This is a genomic window from Nocardia sp. NPDC003999 (assembly GCF_053604885.1).
This window is the reverse complement of sequence record NZ_JBSGIB010000010.1, coordinates 245,607-264,880: the sequence shown is the minus strand read 5'-3', so window position 1 is coordinate 264,880 and position 19,274 is coordinate 245,607. Positions and strand designations below refer to the sequence as shown.

Annotated in this window: 7 protein-coding genes; 1 reads left to right on the top strand and 6 read right to left on the bottom strand. The window is 69.2% G+C overall.

Going from position 1 to position 19,274, the window contains the following annotated elements:
* Positions 1-437 precede the first annotated feature (437 nt).
* From ACWESM_RS21620 to ACWESM_RS21600, 5 genes are all read right to left on the bottom strand, one after another.
* Positions 438-3,254: a cation-translocating P-type ATPase gene (locus tag ACWESM_RS21620; RefSeq protein ID WP_397277601.1), complete on the bottom strand. Its 2,817-nt coding sequence runs from the start codon at positions 3,252-3,254 to the stop codon at positions 438-440.
* Positions 3,255-3,467: 213 nt separating this feature from the next.
* Positions 3,468-4,370 (bottom strand): universal stress protein, encoded by a 903-nt coding sequence (locus ACWESM_RS21615; RefSeq protein ID WP_452493380.1) that lies wholly within the window; start codon positions 4,368-4,370, stop codon positions 3,468-3,470.
* Between the two features lie 156 nt (positions 4,371-4,526).
* Positions 4,527-6,167: an MFS transporter gene (locus ACWESM_RS21610; protein WP_452493379.1), complete on the bottom strand. Its 1,641-nt coding sequence runs from the start codon at positions 6,165-6,167 to the stop codon at positions 4,527-4,529.
* Between the two features lie 314 nt (positions 6,168-6,481).
* The gene (locus ACWESM_RS21605; protein ID WP_452493410.1) at positions 6,482-6,934 is read right to left on the bottom strand and encodes a pyridoxamine 5'-phosphate oxidase family protein; all 453 of its coding nucleotides are present in this window, start codon (positions 6,932-6,934) and stop codon (positions 6,482-6,484) included.
* A 187-nt stretch (positions 6,935-7,121) separates the two neighbouring features.
* Positions 7,122-8,489, bottom strand: a complete 1,368-nt coding sequence (locus ACWESM_RS21600) for a wax ester/triacylglycerol synthase family O-acyltransferase (protein WP_364432367.1) — start codon at positions 8,487-8,489, stop codon at positions 7,122-7,124.
* Between the two features lie 188 nt (positions 8,490-8,677).
* Here ACWESM_RS21600 and ACWESM_RS21595 point away from each other — a divergent pair, with 188 nt between their 5' ends.
* Positions 8,678-9,814: an NAD(P)/FAD-dependent oxidoreductase gene (locus ACWESM_RS21595; protein WP_355075329.1), complete on the top strand. Its 1,137-nt coding sequence runs from the start codon at positions 8,678-8,680 to the stop codon at positions 9,812-9,814.
* Here ACWESM_RS21595 and ACWESM_RS21590 read toward each other — a convergent pair.
* Positions 9,804-18,911, bottom strand: coding sequence for an amino acid adenylation domain-containing protein (locus ACWESM_RS21590; protein WP_452493376.1), 9,108 nt, complete (start codon positions 18,909-18,911; stop codon positions 9,804-9,806). The genes ACWESM_RS21595 and ACWESM_RS21590 overlap by 11 nt on opposite strands.
* Between the last annotated feature and the right edge of the window lie 363 nt (positions 18,912-19,274).

Here is a 19,274-nt window from a genome sequence, read left to right as displayed (position 1 = left end):
CCCCACCAAATTACAACCAAAACCCGGAAACCCATAAAACAGACCGTGTGACTGGATTTCACACGTTTGCTCTACCCATCACCACCACCCCCCCCCCCCCCCGAGAAGTTCAGCGTCCACGACGCTTTCACGCACGGCCGGACGGCGGTCGATCAGCGCCCACGGCGACATCGTCCCGGTCAGGCCGCGGATTCGAACGGCCGATGGCAGGCCGGGCAGGCACCGGCGATCGGCGACCATGCCGGTGCAATCGGCACGACCGCCGCGCCGGACGCACACCGGCACAACGCTGAAGACATTTTGCCCGCAAGGGAATCGGGGCGGCGCCGCAGCCGTGTGCTGGTCCACCGGATACGGCCGCAAAAATTCTTGGTAGGAGAGTTCGGCAAATTGGCGTGGTGTCGCCTGCCGCACGCCAGGACCCGGCGTATGGACAATCACCGGGACGACGCGATGTCCGGCAGCACCGCTCGTTCACTCGCCCGTCCCGGACCGACCGCCGCCATTGTGGGGATCGGCGCGGGCGCGCCGGATCGACGCCGACGTCGCACCGCCTTCTCTGCTTCGATGACGATTGGGACCACGAGCGACCAGCCCAGGCAGGCCAGCCACTGACCACCCGTCAGCGACCTCGTCATCAGCAGATCCTGCAGGAAGCCGATCTCAACCGCGAACACGGTGACCACGACCGGAATCGACAGGATCTTCACCGCGCCGAGAACCGGTGCGGTGACGCCGGACTCCGGGTCGCGGCGCATGACCAGGCCGCTCAGGATGGAACCGAACGACAGCACCACGAACGCCATGGTCATCGGGACACTCGCCGTAGTCGTGCTCATCTCACCCGGCGCGAGGAGCATCGCGGCGAGCGTCACGGCCAGTTGCAGAGCACCGTAGGCCAGCCACTGCACGAACGAATTCCGGTTCGCGATCGGCTTCGCCGGGTCGCGGGGCGGCTTGTTCATCAGGTCCGGCGGCGGCGGATCCAGCATGATCACGGCGACCGGGAACAGGGTGATGAAGAAGTGCTGGAACAGCACCATGAGCGGGGTCAGCGCGACCCCGTCGTTGATGTCGAAGACGCTGGCGACGAGGAACAGCGCCACCAGCGCGAACAGCTTGGACATCTGATAGCGGATATAGGACACGATCTTGTCGTAGATGCCGCGCCCCAGCCGGATCGCGGTGATCAGGGTCCCGAAGTTGTCGTCGGTGAGCACCATCTTGCCCGCCTGCTTGGTGACTTCGCTGCCCGATCCCATCGCCACGCCGATATCGGCCTTCTTCAGCGCGGCGGCGTCGTTGACCGCGTCGCCGGTCATGGCCACCACGTCACCGCCGCGCTGCATCAGGTCGGCCAGCCGCAGTTTGTCCTGCGGGGTGACCCGCCCGAACACGTGCAGATTCGGCAGGGCCGCCGACAACTGCTCGTCGGTCATCGCCTGGAGTTCGCCGCCGCCGATCGCACCGGGCCCGAGGCCGAGTTCGGCCCCGATCGCGGACGCGGTGATCGCGTGATCTCCGGTGATCATGCGGACCTCGATGCCGGCCGCACGCGCGGTGCGCACCGCCTCGATCGCCTCGCGCCGCAGCGGATCGATGATCCCGACCATGCCGACGAAGGTGAGTTCCCCGACGAACGACATCGGGTCGGCAACGGCGGCTTCCTCCTGCTCGTCGAGCAAGCGTGCGGCGAAGGCCAGCACGCGCAACCCCTTCTCCGACATGGCGCGATTCGCGGCCGCGATCTCGTGCCGCATGTCGTCGATCGGCACGGCTCGCCTGCCCGGACGGTACGCGGTCGCGCACCGGTCCAGGACGACGTCGGGCCCGCCTTTGACCAATTCGACGAAGCGGGTGCTCCCGTCGACTTCCAGGTGGTGGAACGTCGCCATGAATTTGTAGGCCGAATCGAACGGCACTTCGGCGACCCGGGGGTAGGTTCGGCGGGTCAGGGGTGCGTCGACGCCGAGCTTGGCCGCCAGCACCACCAGCGCCGCCTCGGTCGGATCGCCCACGACCTCCCCGCTGTCGGCGACGGTGGCGTCGCTGTCCAGGCACAGCCCGTAGGCCAGCAGGGTGAAATCCGGCGCCGCCTGCCCGGCGGCGTGGGTGATCGCCCCGGACTTGTCGTACCCTTGGCCCTCGACGGTGTACCACCGGCCGTGGAAGTACAGCGACCGCACCGTCATCTGGTTCATCGTCAGCGTGCCGGTCTTGTCGGAGTTGATGGCGCTCGTCGCGCCGAGTGTCTCGACATCCGTGAGGTTCTTGACGACGGCCTTGGCCTCGGCCAGCCGGCGCGCCCCGTAGGCCAGCATCGCCTGCACGAATGTGGGCAAGCCGGTCGGGATCGCCGACACGCCCATCGAGATCCCGAGCAACAGCACCGCCGTGATGCTCTGCCCGCGGATCGCCCCGATGATCACGATGATCGCCACCGCCATCCAGGCGATCGCGCCCAGCACCTTCGTCAGCGCATCCAGCTCGCGTTGCAACGGCGACTTGCTCGGGGCGACCGCCGAGAGCATCGACGCGATCCGGCCCATCTCGGTGTCCGAGCCGGTCTCGGTGACCACCATGGCGGCGGTGCCGCGCGTCACCGATGTGTTCTGGAAGACCATGTCGGCCCGGTCGCCCAGGGCGACGTCGGCGGCGCCGAGCGTGTGGGCGTCCTTGGCGACGGGCGCGCTCTCCCCCGTCAGCGCCGCTTCCTGGGTCTCGAGGGTGGTGGATTTCAACAGCCTGCCGTCCGCGGGGACGATGTCGCCTGCCTCCAGTTCGACGATGTCGCCCGGCACGAGCTCGGTCGCGGCACAGCGCGTCAGCGACCCGTCGCGCACAACCCGCGCCTGCGGCGTCTGCATCTTCGCCAGCGCGTCGACGCTGGCCCGCGCCTTGACCTCCTGCTGGGTACCCAGCACGACATTGAGCCCGACCAGCACCCCGACCACGATCGCCGTCGGAATCTCGCCGATGATCACGCTGACCACCGTGACCACCAGCAGCATCAGGTTCATCGGATCCTTCGACTGCAGCAACGCCATCGCCCAGACCGACGGCGCGGGTTCCGCGGCGAGCTCGTTGGGCCCGTATCGCTTTCGCCGTTCCTCGACGTCGAGTGCGGTCAGGCCGGACTGCCGGTCCGAGCCGAGAGCCGCCAGCACCGCGTCCGCGTCCTGCGCGTACCAGACCGGTCGCCTCTCCGAGTCGGCCTGACGTACGCGGTCCCGCGCCGATTCCGTCGTTGCCATGTCCCGCTGGTCCTTTCTCGGCTGGGACCGCATGGCAGGTTCTCCAGCGCCCGATCCGGACGTGAGCGGGCACGAGGCCCCGATCGCCATGATGTCGCAGTGAGGTATCCAGACAACCACGGGCAAGCGATGGGCACACCGGATTGACCCAACAGAGACAGCACCGCGACCGACGCGCGGTCAGTGCTGGTCATCGCGGCTCGCAAACGAGCTTCACCGCGTTCGAACGACGATCAAAGGCACCTCTACCGAGTGCAGCAGGGTGTTGCTCGTCGAGCCCAGCAGCATGCTGGCGAACCCTCCTCTGCCGTGACTGCCGACCACAACCAACTGTGCGTTCGCCGACTCGTCCAGCAACGATCGACCCGGCCGGCCCGCCGTGACGACGCGACGTACCGCGACGTCCGGGTAGCGATCGGCCCAACCGGCCAGACTCTCGGCCAGCACCGCCTCCGCCGACTCGCGGGCGCCGTCCCAGCCGCGGACCGGTGCGTCCGGACCGCTGGTGTCGCTCCACGCGTGCAGCGCGACCACGTCGACCTTTCGGCGTGACGCCTCCTCGAACGCCAGTTCGACGGCGGCCACACTGTTGTCGGTCCCATCGATGCCCACCAGCACGGGCTGCCGGGCCGACACGGCGTCGATCGCCGCGATGCCATGGACCACCGCGACCGGGCACCGCGCGTGATGGGTGGCCGCGGTGCTCACCGAGCCGAGCAGTCCCCGCTGGAAAGCACCCATCCCGCGACTGCCCACCACCAGCATCCACGCTCGCGCGGACCTTTCGATGAGCATGGGAATGATCAGTTCGAAAGTCACCTCGGTAGTGATGGCGGGTTCGGCGCCCGGCACCGCCGTGCGCGCCACCCGCGCCGCCTCCGTGAGGATGCGCTCGCCGTCGGCGCGCAACCATTCCAGATCGGCTTCTCCGAGCGACATCTCGGGGCCGAAACCGGTCTGGATCGCCATCGAAGTGACGATGTGCAGCGAGCGGTGATGCAGCGCGGCTTCGACCGCCGCCCAAGCGACCGCCTGGTACGAGCTGGCCGAGCCGTCGACGGCCGCCAAGATGGGAAAGGCGAGATTCGTTTCGCGCGAGGTGCTTTCGGTGGTCATGAAGATTCCCTCCGTCAAGAGCGGCGCCGCAGGCATCCCCTCGGTCGTCCGCGCCGCCGCTGCCATCGGCATCGAGCATCTCGCGTCCCCCACGAAGGCGGCAGAGACGAAGGTCATTCACCGGGCGGGCCGTCGGACCTCTGCCGAAGGCTGCTTCTACGATTCGTCGGTCTCGGCCGGGTCATCCCGGCTCCGCGCGGCCGGCCGCAGTGGCAACCTGCCGGTGGCGAACAGCGGCGCGATGGCGAGCAGGGCAGTCACGGCCAACGCCACCCGCAAGGCTTCCAGCCGCGCCTCGGTGTTGACGGCTATGACGGCGTCCGCGGTGGACTGCTGCACTCCGGCGGCATGGAGGGCATCCTCGAGTTGGGTGTTGGACAGGAACGGCACGCCGCCCGCGAGTTCGGTGGTCGCCCGCTGCTGCACCGACGCGGGAACCGCGGGATCGCTTTCGATGCCCGCGACGACCGACGAGGTCAGGGTCGCGATCAGCACCGAGCCGATCAAGGCGGTGCCGAGCGATGCGCCGAGATTGGTCACGGTGTTCTGCAGCCCGCCGACCGCGCCGCTCTGCGCATCGGGCACCGACGAGACGGTGACAGCCCCCAACTGCGAGGAAAGAGCGCCCAGTCCGAGTCCCATCAGCAGCATCGGAATCGAGACCACCCCGGCGTTCGCTCCGGGGTCCATCCCGGCGACCAGAATCAGGATGCCGGTGATCATCGAGCCCAGCCCCAGCCGTACCACCCGCCGCGGGTTCGCCCGCGGCCGGAACTTCGGAATCGCCGTCGCCGCCAGAACCAGCGCCACCGACAGCGGCAGGATCCGCACGCCCGTTTCCACGGCGCTGAGTTCGAGCACCACCGACAGGAACAGCGGAACCGCGAAGAACACCCCCGCCTGCACCGTGAACTGAGCGAAGAACATGCTCAGGCCGCCGGTGAGCTGCCGATTACGCAGCAATCCCGGATCGACGAGCGGCTCCCGGCCCGTGTCGACCAGATGGGTCTGCCACCGCAGGAACAGGTACGAGACCAGCAGTCCGGCGATCAGCAGCCAGATGACCGGGGAGAGCCCGAGCACGGCGGGACCGCCCGGCTTCACCCGCACCCAGCCCCACGTGCTCGACCGCAGGACGCCGAAGACGACCATGCCGAGCCCGGCCACCGACAGCAGCGAGCCCACCAGATCGAGCCGTACCTGCTCCGCGGGGGCGTCCTCGATCCTGCGGAGCACCAGCAGGATCAGTACGACGATGACGACCTCGCCGAAGAACACGTACCGCCAGGACGCGTATGTCGTCACCGCGCCGCCGAGCAGCGGCCCCACCGCGACCGCCATCGCGCCGGCCGCCGCCACCAATCCATAGGCCGCCGCGCGGCGTTCCGGCGCGAAGTTCGCCGCGACCAGGGACACGATCGCGGGCATGATCAGAGCCGCTCCGATCCCCTCGAGCAGCGACCAACCCAACAGCAGAACCGGCAGATTCGGCGCCAGGCCGGTGGTGCAGGAACCGGCGCCGTAGATCACCAGCCCGAGGCCGAACGCCCGGCGACGGCCCAGGATGGAGCCCACCTTCCCGCCGGTCAGCATCAGCGTCGCCATCACCAACGTGTAGAGGGTGATCGCGGTTTGGATTCCGGTGATCGTCGTACCGACGTCCTGGGCCACGGTCGCCATCGACACGTTCATCACCGAGCTGTCGAGCGTCATCAGGAATTGGCCTGCGGCCAGTACACCCAGTACCAGAACGGAGTTCGGCCTGGCCTGCGATACCGAAGAACTCTCGATGCTCATGTCTCGGTTCCGTCCCGGTCTCGGCCGAGAGCCGGGGCCCGAGCCACTCGGCTACGGCGGCGGTCGCCGTGCCGGAACCGAGCAGCGCCCTGGCGACGGCGATCTGTCGGCGGGCGACTTGCCGGGCCACCTGCCTGGTGTTCTGGTCCGGTGGCCGAATCGGCCACGCGCCCCCGCCGTCGGACGACCGCCGAAGGTCGGAAGGGAACGCCGCAACATCCACCTCATTTGATCACAGACGTCCACCGCGGACCCGCAATTGCTCGCGGTGACCGGCTTCGGGTCACCGACCCGTTGCGCTTCGCTACGGCGACCTATCCCTGCTCGCCGAGCAGTCTGACACCGGTCACGATCGTGGGTTCGATAGCGATGACGGTGTCCATGAGCCCATCGGCCCACGGGCGCAGCAGCCGCGTATAGCGCGCGATCCGTTCGGGGTCGGTGACCGTACGCGCGAGACCGGTCACGACGACCGACCAGCCCACATGGCTCACCGCGTCGATGTCGTCGGCCTCGTACGCCACGACGACGGACGGATCGGCACGAACGGTGTCGGTGAGCCGTGAGGTGACCCGGGTACGCACGATGACCACACCGCCGTCGACGAAATGGTTGACCGGGCGAATCGCGGGCAGTGCGTCGCGAGTGAACACCACGCGTCCGTAGGCGACGCCGGCCAGCAGCCGCAGCGCCTCCTCGCGGTCGATCTCGACCATTGCGCGGCCCGCTACGCCGCGGTCAGCGACACGGCCGTTCGAGGCGATCATGATCTCGGGCCGGGGCACATCGCGCGTGCATCCACCTGGCAACAACCTCGCTCTCCGGTCTTCACTCGACACCACGGCCTCCCATATCATCACCGAGTCCTACTGCCGGACAGGGCAGAAAGTCCCCGATCCGTCCTCTTCGCGCAGCCGGTCCCGGCGGCTCGGGCCGCACCGCCGTGAAGGCGCGTCACGGTCGGATCTCCTCGGGCCGGGACGCTCGCCGGATCCCGGCCCGCTCCCGCAGCCGCCGGATCTCCCGCTCGATGCCTTCGGCGAGCACGGCGATATCGGGAGCGGTGTCATAGTCTCCGGTGATACCGAAGGTCAGGTGGCCCGCGTAACTGAGGACCGCGACCGCCGTGCGCAACCGCATGGCGATCGGCATGGCAGGCAGAAGTTCCGACACCACACGCCCGCGCACGGTCAGCTGTTCACGCGGGCCGGGCACATTCGTCACCAGCGCCCCCACGGTTCGTTGCGGAAACCGTGCCAGCAGACGAAGACTCCACGCCAGGGGCGCGAACGGCAGCAAGCCCGCCAGCGCGAGCACCGATTTCTCCGCCTGCGCTTCGCCTCCCGATTTGTGCCGGTTCATCCGTTCCCGGATCGCCCTCAGCCGTTCCACCGGGTCGGCGACCTCGATCGGCAGGAACGGCAGCACCGCCGAAACTCGGTTGTCCAGTGTGTATTTCGCTTGTTCGGAGCGCATGGAGATCGGGACGAGGATACGCAGTTTGTCCGGAGACGGCCGTTCGTCGCGGCCGACCAACAGTTCACGATAAGCGGCGGCGACCGCGGCAAGGACGACATCGTTGACCGTGACGCCGAACACCGCGCCGATCTCATGGACATCCGACAGGGCGGCCCGGGCCACGACATACCGGCGCTGGCGTCCGATGGGGCCGTTCAGCGAGCACTCGGTGGCCGGCGACACGACGGCGGACAGCAGCGGCGCCAGACCGCGCGTCATTGCGACCACCGACCGCGGCACGACGACGGGTAGCCGCGACAGTTCTCGAACCAGATCCGGCCGGCGCACCTCGGTACGGCTCGGTGGCTCGGTCACCGGATCGTTCGGCTCCTCGGCCACGGCATCGCAGAAACTTCGAAACACCGAGATGCCGGATACGCCGTCCACCAGACTGTGATGCGCTTTGACCAGCAGTGCCCAGCGGTCCGCCGCGAGGTGTTCGACGACGACGCACTGCCACAGCGGATGGTCGCGATCGAGTCGCTCCTCGAGTTCCGTCGCCACCAATTCGCACAACGCGGCCTCGTCACCCGGCGCGGGCAGTGCGGTCCACCGAATATGGTGTGCGAGATCGAAATTGGGGTCGTCCTCCCACACCGGCGTGGCCAGGTCGAGCGGCGCCCGCCGCACCTTCTGGCGCAAGCGCGCGTTCCGCTGCACGCCCTTGGCGACTACGCCGCTCAGCTCGGACCTGCTCGGTGGGGCACCGGAGATGATCGCCACCGCGCCGATGCCGAGACTGATATGCCGGTCGGAGTCCTCCAGTTCCATGAAGCCGGAATCGAGGGGTCGTAGTTCTGTCATGGGGATGCTCATTCGAGTCGCTTCGTCTCTCCAGCATCGCGCGAAGCGTCGGTTCAGATGATGGCCGAAGGTCACCGAACGCAGGGCACTCCGGCCACGGCGCGCCCGTCGCCGGACCGGGACTCGGCCGTCGGCAGGCTTGGAAGCAACCCTCGACTCGGCGGCGTCACCAGGGGAAGAATCGGCGTATGCGAACCGTACTCATTCTCGGTGCGGGGTTCGGAGGGCTGGAGCTGGCCACCCGTCTGTCGGGTTCGCCGGCCGACGAACTCCGTGTCGTCATCATCGACCGAAACGACTCCTTCACCTTCGGCTTCGCCAAACTGGACATTCTGTTCCGTGACCTGCCCCCGGAGACAGCGCGGGTGCCGTATTCCCGCTTCACCCATCCGCGCGTCGAATTCCGACAGGAAGAGGTCACCGAGATCGACCCGAGAGCACGCCGCGTCCGTACCGACCAGGCGGTGTACGACCCCGACATCCTCGTCGTCGCGCTGGGCGCCGACTACGATCCCGGCGCCACCCCCGGCTTCGTCGAGGACGGCTACGAGTACTACTCGATCGACGGCGCCCGTCGATTGCGCGAACGCCTGGCGGGTTTCGACGGCGGAGCCGTCGTCCTCGCGGTGCTGAGCGTCCCGTTCAAGTGCCCGCCCGCGCCCTACGAAGGCGCGATGCTCCTGCACGAAGCGCTCACCAGGCGCGGAATCCGGAACCGTACCCACATGCAGTTCTTCACCCCCATGGACGCACCGATTCCGGTGTCCGCGCAAACCTCCGCCGCCATCGTCGAAGCGCTGGCGCGGCGTGGCATCGCCTATTCGCCGGGGCGCCGGGTGCACGCGCTCGACCCGGACCGCCACATCGCGGTCACCAGGACCGGCGAGGTGCCCTACGACCTGTTCATCGGAATCCCGAAGCACCGGGTTCCCGCGGTCGTCGAGGTATCGGGGCTCACCGAGGGTGGGACCGACGGCTGGATCGCCGTGGACCCGCACACCCTCGAGACGCCGTATCCGGGCGTCTACGCCCTCGGCGACTGCGCCGACGCGCCGGTTCCGCGGGCGGGCGTGTTCGCCGAGGACGCCGCCCGCACGGTCGCCGCGGGCATCGAGGCCGGGTTCGGCGGCTCGGCGCCGCAGGAACAGTATCGCGGGCGGGGCACCTGCCATATCGAGTTCGGAGGCGGGCTGGTCGGCAAGGTCGAGGCCGATTTCCTCTCCGGTCCCGCGCCGGTCGCACCGTTCAGCGTGCCCTCGGTGGAACTCGCCCGGGAGAAGGCCGCCGCCGCCGAGGCCCGGCTGCACCGCTGGTTCACCGGCTGACCGAGTCCTCACCGCCCGGCTCGCCCGCTCGCCACGCGCGGGTCAGCACCGCGGCGATCTCGGCCAGGCCGGACGCGACGGTCATTCGCCAGTGCGTCGTCGACACAGGATGGTTGTGCACGCGGCCGTCGACGACCTCGCTCCAGATCGACGCGCCGACACAGCCGGTCGGATCGTCGAGCGCGGCGGTGAAATAGAGGACATCTCCCCGGTACACCGGCGGGACGTAGGCGCCGCGCAGCGCGACCGAGTGCACCGCCGCGTCCAGGATCCGGGTGACGCGGTCGGAGCCGAACGACGCGAACGGCTCCGGAAGTTCGGTCATCTTCTGCGGCAGCGCGACCCAGTCCACCTCCGCGACGTTGCCGAGGTCGCCCGCCTGCTCACCCAGCAGGCCGCCGATCAACTCGGCCACCGGGACCTGGCCCGCGTCACCCGGCGGCGTGCCGGGCGGATCCGCCATGTAGCTGTCCATCACCGCGAGCAGCGCGACTCGCTCGCCTTCGCGTTGCAGCTGGACCGCCATCTCGTGCGCGATGACGCCGCCGAAGGACCAGCCGAGCAGATGGTAAGGACCGGTCGGTTGTTTCGCGCGGATCAGCTCGAGGTAGCGGCGGGCCCATTCCTCGATCGAATCCGGCATCACCTCATCGCCGGCCAGCACGGGCGTTTGCAGGCCGTAGAGCGGCCGTTCCGGGTCGAGGTAGGCGGCGAGGCCCGCATACGACCAGGAGATGCCCGACACGGGATGCACACAGAACAGCGGCGCGGCCGAACCGCCGGGACGCAGCGGCAGCAGCATGTCGAAGGCCGCCTCGGTCTGGACTTCGCCGCTCGCCCGGCGGGCCAGGTCGGCGACCAGTTCCGCGGGTGTGGGCGCGGTGAACACCCGCATCACCGGAATCCGGGTGCCCAGCGCGGAGGACAGCCGCAGAGTCAGCTTCGCGGCGAGCAGTGAGTTGCCGCCGTGCTCGAAGAAGTTGTCGTCCATGCCGAAGCGCTCGGCGCCGAGCACCGCGGCGAAGGCGGCCGCGACGGTCGCCTCCACGGGAGTGACAGCAGCGCGGAACTCGCGCGCGCGGAACGCCGGCGCGGGCAACGCCCGCTTGTCGAGCTTGCCGTTGGGGGTCAACGGGATGGCGTCGATCACCACGATCGCGGCGGGCACCATGTAGCCGGTCAGGTGTTCGGCCACCTGTTCGCGCAACTCGGCCGGGTCCGGCCGCGCCCCCGGTTCGGGCAGGACATAACCCACGAGCTGGTCACCGAGCGTCGGATCGGTCCGGACCAGCGCGACGGCCTGACGCACGCCGGAACACCGCACCAGCGCCGATTCGATCTCCCCGAGTTCGATCCGGAACCCGCGCAACTGCACCTGCTGGTCGCCGCGACCGGAGTAGGCGAGGCCGGCGTCGCCGCCGAACCGGTTCCAGCGCGCGAGGTCACCCGAGCGGTACATCCGCGATCCCGGCGGCCCGAAGGGATTCGCGACGAACCGCGTCGCGGTGAGCCCGGGCCGCCCCACGTAGCCGCGGGAGAGCTGACCGCCCGCGACATAGATCTCACCGGGCGTACCGACCGGCGCCGGTCGCAGACGAATGTCCAGCACGTGCGTGTCCAGCCCGGGCAGCGCTCGTCCGATCAGGCTGGCCGGGCTTTCCATCAGCTCCGCGCCGACGTCCAGGAAGGAGACGTGCACGGTGGTCTCCGTGATGCCGTACATGTTGACCAGTCGCGGCGATTCCCCCGGACGACGCTCACGCCAGCGTCGCAGGTGCCGCAGATCCAGCGCCTCACCGCCGAAGATCACATACCGCAGCGCGAATTCGCCGGACGCGGCCGAGGCGTCCCGATCGGCTTCGACCAGTTGACAGAATGCCGACGGCGTCTGGTTCAGCACCGTCACCTGCTCGCGAATCAGCAGCTCGCGGAACAATTCCGGTGAGCGCGAGGTCGCGTAGTCGACCACGACGACGGTGCCGCCGGTCACGAGCGCGCACCACAGCTCCCACACCGAGAAGTCGAACGCGAAGGAGTGGAACAACGTCCAGACGTCGTGCTCGCCGAATTCGAACAGCGGCCGCGCCTCGGTGAACAGTCGCACCGCATTGCGATGCGTCACGCCGACACCCTTCGGCACGCCCGTCGAACCCGACGTGTAGATGACGTAGGCGAGATTGTCCGGCAGCAGCGGCGACGCCCGGTCGGCGTCGGTGATCGGATCGTCGGCGAACTCCGCCGTCTGCTCCAGCAACACGGTGGGCAGGTCGGTGTCCGGGATGGCGGAGCGCTCGGCGGCGGTGGTCAGCACGCACACCGGTGCCGCGTCGGCGAGCACGAACGCCAGCCGCTGCGCCGGATAGCCGAGGTCGATCGGCAGGTACGCGGCACCGGCGGCCAGCACTCCGAGCAACGCGACCGGTAGGTCCTCGGTGCGCGGGACCGCCACGGCGACCAGGGTTTCCGGGCCCGCTCCGGCGGCGATCAGCGCGCGGGCGATTCGATTCGCGCGCTTGTACAACGCGCCGAAACTCAGTGTGGTGGCACCGAACCGGACGGCCTCCGCCTCCGGCCTGCGCCGTGCCTGCTCGCCGATCAGCTCGGGCAGGGTCGCCACCGGTTCGGTCCCGGCCCGCGCCTCGTGCGCGACCGCCGGGCAGTGTTCGCTCTCGTCGAGGATGTCGATGTCCCACACCCGCGCCGAGGGATCTTCGGCGACCGCGGACACGATGCGCTCGAACCGGCGCGCGAAGGCGCGGACGGTCGATTCGTCGAACAGGTCCGTGGCGTAGGTGAAGGTCACCGCCGATTCCGTCCGGCCGTCGCCGCACGCCCGCGGCTCGACGACCACTTGCACATCGAATTTGGCCGTGATCTCGCCGTTGTCGACGGCGGTGACCGTCAGATCCGGCAACTCCAGGGTGGGCTGCTCGAGGTTCTGGAACGACAGCATCACCGGAAACAGCGAGGTGCGCGCTCCGCTGCGCGCGGGATCGGCCTCCTCGACCACTCGCTCGAAAGGAACATCCGCGTTGGCGAAGGCCGAGACGGCGACTTCACGGGAGCGCTGGACGAGATCGTGGAACCGCACGTCGGGGTCGACGTCGACGCGCAACGCCAGCGTGTTGACGAACATCCCGACCAAGTCGTCCAGCGCATGTTCGCCCCGCCCGGCCACCGGGGTCCCGATGACGACGTCCGTGGCGCCGCAGAGGCGTCCGATCAGCGTGGCGAGGGCCGCGTGCACCACCATGAACAGCGTCGCGTTGTGCTCGCGCGCGATGCCGGTCAGCCGCTCGTGTACCCGCGCCGGGATCGTGCAGCCGGTCGACGCGCCGCGCGTCGAGGCTGTCGAGGAGCGCGGGCGATCGGCTGGCAGTTCCAGCGGTCCGGTGAGCCCGGACAGCTGCCCGCGCCAATACGACAGCTGTTGCGCCGCAACGGAATCCTCGTCGTCCTCGGATCCGATCGTGCCGTGCTGCCAGATCGCGTAATCGGCGTACTGCACCGGCAGGGGCGACCAGTCCGGCTCGCCGCCGCCGAGCCTGGCCACGTAGGCGGTCACCAGGTTTCGGGCCAGCGGCGCGAGCGACGATCCGTCCGCCGAGATGTGGTGGGTCACGATGACGAGCAGATGATCTGGGCCCGAGGTGAACAGCCGCAGGCGCACGGGCGCGTCCGCGGTCACGTCGAAGCCCGCGGACATCAGCGCGTCCACCATGGCCGCGGCATCCGTGGCACCATGCTCGATCACGATGCCGTCGGGAAGGACCGCATCGGTCGGAAGGATCTCCTGATACGGCTGCCCGTCGGCGTCGACCGGGTAGCGGGTGCGCAGCACCTCGTGCCGTTCGATCACGTCGGCGAGCGCGTGGCGCAGCGCGGGCAGATCGAGAGTGCCGGTCAGCCGGACGGCGAAGGGCATGTTGTAGGCAGGCGAATCCGGCTCGATGCGGTTGAGCAACCACATCCGCTGCTGCGCAGGCGACAGCGGGATGCGATCCGGTCGTCGCACTCGCGCCAAGGGCGCGCGAGCCACGCCCGCCCCACCGGCGACCACCCGCGCGGCGAGTGCCCACACCGCGGGCGCCTCGAACAGATCCCGCACGGTGACCCGCGATCCGAGCGCCTCGTTGACCCGTGCGACGGCCCGGGTGGCGAGCAGCGAATTGCCGCCGAGCGCGAAGAAGTCGTCGTCGATGCCCGCTCGCTCGACGCCGAGCAGTTCGGCGAACACCTGCGCGACGGCCTGTTCGGCGGGGTTGCGCGGCGCTCGGAACGCCGTGGTCTCGATGGCGGGCTCGGGCAGCGCTGTGCGATCGAGTTTCCCGCTCGCGTTCAGCGGCAGCGCCGCCAGCTCCACCAGCGCGGACGGGATCATGTACGCGGGCAGGACCGCCGACATCCCGGCAACGAGTTCGCCATGATCGATGACCTGCCCCGGACGCGCGACGACATAGGCCGCCAGCCGATCTCCCGACGGCGATGCCACCACCGCCGCGACCGCTTGGCTCACCGACGGCTGCGCGAGCAGCGCCGTCTCGATCTCACCGAGTTCGATGCGCTGGCCGCGGAATTTCACCTGGAAGTCGGTGCGCCCGAGGTATTCCAGGCGTTGCGGCTCGTCCGCGCGAGGCGCACGCCAGACCGCCAGGTCGCCGGTGCGGTACATCCTGGTTCCGCGGCCGAACGGGTTGGCGACGAAACGGTCCGCGGTCAGCGCCGCTTGCCGCACGTATCCGCGGGCCAGCTGTTCGCCGGCCAGGTACAGCTCGCCCGGTACCCCGGCCGGAACCGGCCGCAGGCGCGAATCCAGCACGTATACCTGGGTATTCCACTGCGGCTGCCCGATCGGCACCGTCACATCGTCGCCCGTTCCGGCGGGCCGGTACGTCACCGAGACCGCCGCCTCGGTGGGTCCGTACAGGTTGTGCACCTGTGCGCCGGAGACCGCGCGGACCGCGCGCACGGTCTCCGGCGGCAGAGCTTCCCCGATGACGAACACATCCCGCAGTGTCACGAGACTTTCCGCCGTCGCATGGGCGGCGAACTCGGTCAACATGGAGGGCACGAAATCGGTGACCGTCACACGGTGCGCGGCGACGGCCGCGGCGAGGTAGGCGGCGTCACGGTGCCCGTCGTGGTCGGCGAGCACGAGTTTCGCGCCCGCGCGCAACGGCATCAGGTAGCCCCACAAGGAGACGTCGAAGGTCGCCGCGGTCTTCTGCAGGTATACGTCCCGCGGGCCCATGGGGTACTGGGCGAGCATCCACTCGATCTGGTTGTCGATCGCGGCGTGCGAGACCGCCACACCCTTCGGACGCCCGGTCGAACCGGACGTGAAGATCACATAGGCGGGGTGCTGCGGCAGCACCGCCCGCCTCAGTTCGTCGGAACGAATCGCAGCTCCCGAGCGCTGGTCCGCGCCGAGGGCGTCCAGGGACAGGACGGCGACATGATCGGGTACCGGGATCGCGTCGGCGGAAGTGGTGAGCACGCAGACCGGTTTCGCGACCTCGAGCACGTGCGCGATCCGCTCGGCGGGGTGATCGGGGTCGAGCGGTACGTACGCCCCACCGGCGGTGAGGATCGCGTACATACCGACCACGAGATCCACCGACCGCCGGACCGCGAGCGCCACAAGGGTTTCCGCGCCGACGCCGTGATCGGCGAGTACCCGGGCGAGCCGGTTGACCCGCTCGTCGAACTCGCGGTAGCTCAACTGCGTATCCGCGTGGACGACCGCTATCTCGTCCGGGTGCCGGGCTACCGCACGCCGGTATCCGTCGAGCACCAGCCCCGCCGCGATCGGGTGCCGGGTGTCGTTCCACCCGGCCAGGATCGCGGCGCGCTCCGCGGAATCGAGCAAGTCGATCTCCCCGACCGCCCGATCCGCCGAATCCGCGACAGCCGCGAGGATCACGCACAGCCGCCGGGCGAATCCCGCCACCGTGGCCTCGTCGAACAGGTCGGTGGAATAGGTGAACGCGGCCGAGATGCCCAGCGGCGTCCGCTCGTCCTCGTGCGGCACCATGGTCAGCTCGAGGTCGAATTTCGCCAGCGGCAGCGCGAAGTCCACCGCGGAAACCCGCAGCCCGGGCAGTTCCAGGGTCGTCGGCGCGAAGTTCTGGAAGGTCAGCATGGTCTGGAACAGCGGGTGATGCGCGCTCGACCGCACCGGGTCGAGCTCCTCCACCAGGCGTTCGAATGGCACGTCGGCGTGGCCGAAGGCCTCGATATCCCGCCTGCGCACCTGCTCGAGCAGCTCGGTGAAGCTGTGGCCGGGGTCGATCTCGGTACGCAGCGCGAGGGTGTTGACGAACATGCCGATCAGGCCGTCCACCGTGGCCTCGCCACGACCGGCCACCGGCGCGCCGACGGTGATGTCGCGGGTGTTCGACAGCCGGGCCAGCAAGACCGTGTACGCGGCGTGCGCGACCATGAACAACGTCGCGTCGTGGCGGTGTGCCAGCCGGTCCAGTGCGGCGTGCACCGCCGCGTCGATCTTGAATTCGTGGGTGGCGCCGCGACCGGAGAACACCGCGGGGCGCGGCCGGTCGGCGGGTAGGTCCAGCCGTTCCGGCAGGTCCGCCAGCCGCTGCCGCCAGAAACCGAGCTGGCGGGCCAGCGTCGAGTCCGGATCGCTCTCGGCGCCGAGCATCTCGCGCTGCCACAACGTGTAGTCCGCGTACTGCAAGGGCAACGGCTGCCAAGCGGGAGCGTGGCCCTCGGTCCTGGCCGAGTACGCGCTCATCAGATCGGCGGTCAGCGGGCCCATCGAGGAGCCGTCGGCGGCGATGTGGTGGACCACGCCGACCAGCACGTGCTCGGACTCGCTCGAACGCAGCAGACGCAACCGGAGCGGCGGCGCGGCCGTGACATCGAAGCCCTCGACCACCGCGGCCACCGTGTGCTCGAGGACTTCGGCTTCGGCGACGTCGAGCACCGGCAGCTCGGGCACCGCGCCCGGCTCCGACAGCGCGTGCACCCGCTGGCTGCCCGTCCCGTCGCGCTCCGGATAGCTGGTCCGCAGCACCTCGTGCCGCTCGACCAGATCTCGGATCGCCGCCCGCAGCGCGTCCACGTCCAGCTGTCCGCTCAACCGCACCGCCAGCGGGATGTTGTTGCTCGCCGCGGCCGGGTCGAACCGATTGAGGAACCACATCCGGCGCTGTGCGTACGACAGCGGCACCCGGTCCGGTCGCGCCATCGGTCGCGGCGCCGGGTGGGTGACTCGAGCCAGTTCGTTCAGGCGTTCGGCCAGTTTCGCCACCACCGAGGCCTCGAACAACAGCGCGACCGGAACGCGGACGCCCAGCGTGGTACCGAGCCGCGCCGCGGCCTGCGTCGCGATCAGCGAATTGCCGCCCAGTTCGAAGAAGTCGTCGTTGGCACCGACCCGGGCGGTTTCGGAGTCGCCCGGCGGGAGGAGCAGCGCGGCGAAGACGTCGGCGACCACATGCTCGGTCGGCGTGGCGGGCGCACGGAACTGCCTGGTGTTGAGCACCGGCTCCGGCAGCGCGGCGCGATCCAGCTTGCCGACCGGTGTCAGCGGGAGTTCGTCGAGCACCGTGATCGCGGCCGGAATCATGTATGCCGGAAGGGTTTTCGCCAGCAGATCGGCCAATTCGGCGGTGTCGAGCGCCACCCGGACGCTGCCGTCCGGGCCGGTCGCCGCTCGTGGCAGCACGTAGGAGACCAGCGCGGTGGCGCCGGACGGCAGTGTCGTGCCGAGTGTCGCGGCGTAGTCGACGTCGGGGTGGGCGGTCAGCGCGTTGTCGATCTCGCCGAGTTCGATCCGCAGCCCTCGGATCTTGACCTGGAAGTCCACCCGCCCGTGGTGTTCGAGGTGTCCCGCCGAGTCGCGCCGCACCAGATCGCCGGTGCGATACATGCGAGAGCCAGGTACCGCCGCGAACGGATTGGCGACGAATCGGTCCGCGGTCAGCCCGGGGCGTCCGAGGTACCCCTGCGCCAGCGCCGGTCCGGACAGATACAGCTCGCCGATCACGCCGGTGGGCACCATCCGCAGCCGCGCGTCCAGCACGTGGACGCCCAGCCCCGGGACCGGAGTGCCGATATGGGTCGCGCCGCCCGCACACAGCGCCTCGGTGCCGGTGGCGAAGATGGTGGTCTCGGTGGGGCCGTAGACGATATAGAAGGACCGGGCGCCGGTCGCCCACCGTGCGGCCAGCTCGGGGCCCACACGCTCCCCGCCGCACAGGATGGCCCTGAGGTCGTCGAGCCCGGCCGGCTCGATGGATTCCAGGGCTCCCGGGGTGATGCACAGATGCGTGACCCGCTCGCGCCGCAGCAGATCGGCCAGTTCGGCGCCGCCGAACACCGTGGGCGGCGCCACGACCAGCGTCGCGCCCGCCGAGAAGGCGAGCAGCATCTCGATCACCGAGAAGTCGAAGCTCGGCGTGCACAGATGCGAGACGCGTGATGCCCGGCTCACCGCCCGGGCGGCGATCTCGTGCTCGACCAGGCCCGCGAGACCGGCATGGGTGACCGCTACGCCTTTCGGCTTGCCCGTCGAGCCGGAGGTGTAGATCAGGTAGGCGAGGTGCTGTTCGGTGAGGGGACGAAGCCGGTCCAGGTAGCAGATCGAATGGCCGGGCGCGGCGGCGACCTTCTCCCGGTGCGCTTCGGAATCGAGTTCGATCCACGTCATGCCGGGCGCGACGAGTGCCGCGCGATGCGCCGAGGTGGTGAGGCCGACGACGGCGCCACAGTCGGCGATCATGTGCGCGATTCGATCCGCCGGATAGGAGGGATCGACGGGCACGTAGGTGGCACCGGTCTTCGCGACCGCCCACACCGCGAGCACCGACTCGATCGAGCGGGTGACGGCCACCGCGACGAAGTCTCCCGGCCCTACGCCGAACCCGATCAGGTAGCGGGCCCATCGCGACGACATCTCGTCCAATTCCCGGTAGCTGAGCTCACGCTGGGCCACGGGATCGCCGGTGGGATTGTACCGGAGGGCCGCCGAGTCGAACGCCGTGTCGACCGCGGCCGTGAGCAGTTGCGGGAACAGAAGATTGCGTGCTCGTGAATGCTGGGTGCGACGTGCGGAACGGCGTGTCGGGGTCATGCGGCGGCGAGTTCACTCTCTGGTCGATCATCGTCCGCTCCGGCTATGGAGCCAGAAGCGGTGCCTCAAATGCGTGAACCATGACCCGAGCGTGCAGAACGGACCTTAGCGAACACCGATCGGATCGGCGCGCCGAGGTTGGTAAAGGTCCTAGGATTACCCGCACCCGCATTGGGCTATGACATGGTGTGATGTGAAAAACATTCGTTTGGGCACCACCCATCAACACTATTCATTGTGCCGCAAATCACTATGCAAGGCTTTCAGCTATGACGCATGGGGCGCGGTCTCCCCGAGCTGCCATGCGCCGATACCGGCGCGAGCGCGCAACACCGATCCTTCGACCGCGAGCGAGGAGCAACC

Bases quoted from the DNA above. Each gene is read 5' to 3' on its own strand.
- ACWESM_RS21620 (WP_397277601.1), bottom strand. From the start codon at position 3,254: ATGGCAACGACGGAATCGGCGCGGGACCGCGTACGTCAGGCCGACTCG.
- ACWESM_RS21615 (WP_452493380.1), bottom strand. From the start codon at position 4,370: ATGACCACCGAAAGCACCTCGCGCGAAACGAATCTCGCCTTTCCCATC.
- ACWESM_RS21610 (WP_452493379.1), bottom strand. From the start codon at position 6,167: ATGAGCATCGAGAGTTCTTCGGTATCGCAGGCCAGGCCGAACTCCGTT.
- ACWESM_RS21605 (WP_452493410.1), bottom strand. From the start codon at position 6,934: ATGATCGCCTCGAACGGCCGTGTCGCTGACCGCGGCGTAGCGGGCCGC.
- ACWESM_RS21600 (WP_364432367.1), bottom strand. From the start codon at position 8,489: ATGACAGAACTACGACCCCTCGATTCCGGCTTCATGGAACTGGAGGAC.
- ACWESM_RS21595 (WP_355075329.1), top strand. From the start codon at position 8,678: ATGCGAACCGTACTCATTCTCGGTGCGGGGTTCGGAGGGCTGGAGCTG.
- ACWESM_RS21590 (WP_452493376.1), bottom strand. From the start codon at position 18,911: ATGACCCCGACACGCCGTTCCGCACGTCGCACCCAGCATTCACGAGCA.